Annotated in this window: 2 protein-coding genes and 2 pseudogenes; 2 read left to right on the top strand and 2 right to left on the bottom strand. The window is 64.8% G+C overall.

The genetic code is table 11. The features are described 5' to 3' along the window. Both livG and MOV75_RS30985 read right to left on the bottom strand, forming a co-directional pair. Positions 1–99, bottom strand: a pseudogene (livG, locus tag MOV75_RS30990) (high-affinity branched-chain amino acid ABC transporter ATP-binding protein LivG); the annotation flags it as partial. 66 nt (positions 100–165) lie between these two features. Further along, positions 166–1,032, bottom strand: coding sequence for an IclR family transcriptional regulator (locus MOV75_RS30985; RefSeq protein ID WP_246932622.1), 867 nt, complete (start codon positions 1,030–1,032; stop codon positions 166–168). Between the two features lie 131 nt (positions 1,033–1,163). Between MOV75_RS30985 and MOV75_RS30980 the strand changes: the two genes are divergently transcribed. Continuing rightward, positions 1,164–3,260 (top strand): 3-hydroxyacyl-CoA dehydrogenase NAD-binding domain-containing protein, encoded by a 2,097-nt coding sequence (locus MOV75_RS30980; RefSeq protein WP_247007220.1) that lies wholly within the window; start codon positions 1,164–1,166, stop codon positions 3,258–3,260. Positions 3,261–3,409: 149 nt separating this feature from the next. Further along, a pseudogene (locus MOV75_RS30975) lies at positions 3,410–3,606 on the top strand (dicarboxylate--CoA ligase PimA); the annotation flags it as partial.

The following is a 3,606-nucleotide window of genomic DNA, read 5'->3' as shown; positions in this document are numbered from 1 at the left end:
GGACACGCCGTTGAGCGCGATGATGCCGCCGAACACGACGCTGACGTCGCGAACCGCGAGCAGGGGCGATGTCCCCTGCGCGAGCTGTGCCTGCGTCATCTCGTCTCGCCCACACTGTGCAGTGGGCGACGGGGCGATGCGAACCGCTCCCGGTGATGACAAAGGCTATCTGATCCCCTCGGCCACACGCGCAACTTTTCCTCCTGATTTCAGCTTTTTGCTGATGTCTTTTTTGGAATGCGGCATCAGACCCCCGAGCGCCGCTTCGATGTTCCTTACCATCGCTAAGAGACGCGGTCCAATGTCGTTGATCAAATGCTCTTCCGTGAAGCGGAATGCGGGCGCGCCGCAATTGAACGCGTAGGGACCGGTTCCGTCGTTGAGCCTAAGCGCGACGCCCGCGGCGCCGATATCGTCGTGCCAGTCTCCGACGGAGATCGCAAAGCCGTACTTCGCGACGGTCTCGCCGGAACGTTCCAGCCCTTCGCGCATCTTCGGCCAGCGGCTGCCGTAATGCTCCCGCAGCAGGCGCGAGAGCTCTGCGCGATCGTCGGGGTCGAGCGCCCAGAAATAGGCGCGACCCATCGCACTGGTTGCAATCGGCACGCGGGCGCCGACGTCAAGTTGAACACCGACCGTCTCGCTGCCGCGGCTCTGTCCGAAATAGATCATGCTGTGACGGTCGCGGCCGCCGACGGCGACGGCGCCGCCGGTCGCGCGCATCAGGTCCTCGCGAAACGGCTCGGACAAATGCCGAACACCGAGATTGGCGAGCGCTGCGTAGCCGAGCGACATTGCGGCGGGGGTGAGCTGGTACTTCTCGAAGCGGGGAACCGGCGTCAGATAGCCGAGCTTGGTCAGCGTATAGGTCAGCCGCGACACGGTCGGCTTCGGCAGGTTGGTCCGCGCCGCGATTTCCTGATTGCCGAGAAGACCGTCATTGGGTTGGAATGCGCGCAATACGTCCAGTCCGCGGGAAAGCGCGACGACGAAGTTCCGATCGGTCGCGGTCTTCTTTCCTGTACGCTTCATCCCTGATCTGCTTCTTGCGCGGAGTCGTTGACAACGTCCGTGCTTCAAAATAACCCTGCCGTCAAGATGCGGAATTAAATTCCGCACCGCGAAATCGACAAAAGTATATAGCCCCACCAAGGAGGGACACCGTGAGCGAAGTGGTCAAGCTTGAGCGTCATGACGAAGTCGGGATCGTCACGGTCAATAGCCCTCCGGTCAATGCGCTGAGTGCCGCAGTCCGCGGGGGCATCCTGGAATGCATCAAGGCCGCAATCGCCGATCCCGCCATCAAGGGCATCGTGCTGACCTGTGCCGGCCGCACCTTCATCGCGGGGGCCGACATCACCGAATTCGGCAAGCCGCCGAAGCCGCCGGCCCTCAACGACGTGCTGTCCGAGATCGAGAACTCGCCGAAGCCGGTGGTCGCTGCGATCCACGGCACGGCGCTCGGCGGCGGCCTCGAGGTCGCGCTCGCCTGTCATTTCCGCGTCGCCGTCAAGGAAGCCAAGCTCGGCCTGCCGGAGGTGAAGCTCGGTCTTCTGCCAGGCGCCGGCGGTACCCAGCGCCTGCCGCGCGCGGTCGGTCCCGAGCTCGCGGTCAAGATGATCGTCGGCGGTGATCCCATCGGAGCCGCGGAAGCGCTGAAGAACGGCCTGATCGAGGAAATCGTCGAGGGACCGGCGTCGGGCGGCGAGGCCTTCGTGCGCAAGCTGCTGGCCGAGAAGCGTCCGCTGCGCCGCCTGCGCGACGACGATTCCAAGATCGCGGCCGCCAAGGCCGACCGTTCGATCTTCACCAATGCGGTCGCCGCCATGACCAAGAAGTCGCGCGGCCTGGAAGCGCCGTTCGCCGCCGCCGACGCCGTGGGCTACGCCATTGACCTACCTTTCGACGAAGGTCTGAAGAAGGAGCGCGAGGGCTTCCTGAAGCTCGTCGCCAGCGACCAGTCCAAGGCGCAGCGCTATGCCTTCTTCGCCGAGCGCGAAGCCAGCAAGATCGCCGGCGTCCCTGAAGGCACCAAGTCGCGTCCCGTGAACCGCGTCGCCATCCTCGGCGCCGGCACCATGGGCGGCGGCATCGCGATGTCCTTTGCCAATGCCGGCGTTCCTGTCACCCTGATCGAGACCGGTGAGGAACAGCTCAAGCGCGGCATGGGCATCATGCAGAAGAACTGGGAAGCGACCGCGGCGCGTGGCGGTATCCCGGCTGACGCGCCTGCCAAGCGCATGGCGCTGATCAACGGCGTCGTCGGCATCGAGAATGTCGGCGATGCCGACCTCGTCATCGAAGCCGTGTTCGAGACCATGGCGGTGAAGAAGGAAGTGTTCGGCAAGCTCGACCAATACGTCAAGCCCGGCGCGGTGCTCGCCTCCAACACCTCGTATCTCAACATCGACGAGATCGCGAAGTCGACCAAGCGTCCGCAGGACGTGCTCGGTATGCACTTCTTCTCCCCCGCCAACGTGATGAAGCTGTGCGAGATCGTGCGCGCCGACAAGACCGCGCCGGATGCCCTGGTGACGGCCGTCACCATCGCGCGCAAGATTGCAAAGGTACCGGCCGTGGTCGGCGTCTGCGACGGTTTCGTCGGCAACCGCATGCTCGCTCAGCGCGGCAAGCAGTCGGAGAAGCTGTTGTTCGAGGGTGCCCTGCCGCAGCAGGTCGATGCCGTGGTGACGAAGTTCGGCATGCCGATGGGCCCGTTCGCGATGGGCGACCTCGCCGGCCTCGACATCGGCTGGCGCTCGCGCAAGGACCGCGGCATCAAGTCGGAGATCGCGGACGCGCTGTGCGAAGCCAGCCGTTTCGGTCAGAAGACCGGCAAGGGCTACTACAAGTATGAGGCAGGCTCGCGCTCGGCGCTGCCCGATCCGGAGGTCGAGAAGCTGATCGACGAGACGCTGCTGCGTCTCGGCCGCAAGAAGCGCGTCGTCAGCGACGAGGAGATCCTCGAACGGATGATGTATCCGATGATCAACGAGGGTGCGAAGATCCTGGAAGAGGGCATCGCCGCACGTCCCTCCGACATCGACGTGGTCTGGCTCTATGGCTATGGCTGGCCGATCTATCGCGGCGGCCCGATGTTCTGGGCCGACAGCGTCGGCCTCAAGCACATCGCCGATCGCCTGGCCTTCTACGCCAAGGAGACCAACGACCCCAGCCTCGAGCCCGCCCCGCTGCTGAAGAAGCTTGCGGCCGAAGGCAAGACGTTTGCCTCGCTGGCGGCGGCGTCGAAGGCGGCGTGATGGGGCTTTGCGCTCCAACTCTCAGTCATTCCGGGATGGCCCGCAGGGCCAGGCCCGGAATCCATTTCGCCTCTGAGCGCGCTGCCCGATGGATTCCGGGTTTGATGCCTCGCATCGCCCCGGAATGACGACCGAATGTGATGCAGAGAATGACCCATCCCGGCGAACAGTTTTACCCCGAGGGCGTGCGGTGGGACGACACCATCGTCCAGGGCACGCTGCCTGACCTGCTGTCGAAAGCCGCCGCCGACTACGGCCCGCGCACCGCGCTGGAGTTCCGGGACCGTTCGATCACCTACACCGAGCTCGCAGCTCAGGCCGAGCGCGCCGCCGCAGCGTTTCTGCG

Origin of the sequence: Bradyrhizobium sp. PRIMUS42, from assembly GCF_023006515.1 — a bacterium.
In the GTDB taxonomy this organism is placed as follows: domain Bacteria; phylum Pseudomonadota; class Alphaproteobacteria; order Rhizobiales; family Xanthobacteraceae; genus Bradyrhizobium.
The sequence above is the reverse complement of the archived record's forward strand: the minus strand, read 5'-3'. Positions and strand labels throughout refer to the sequence as shown.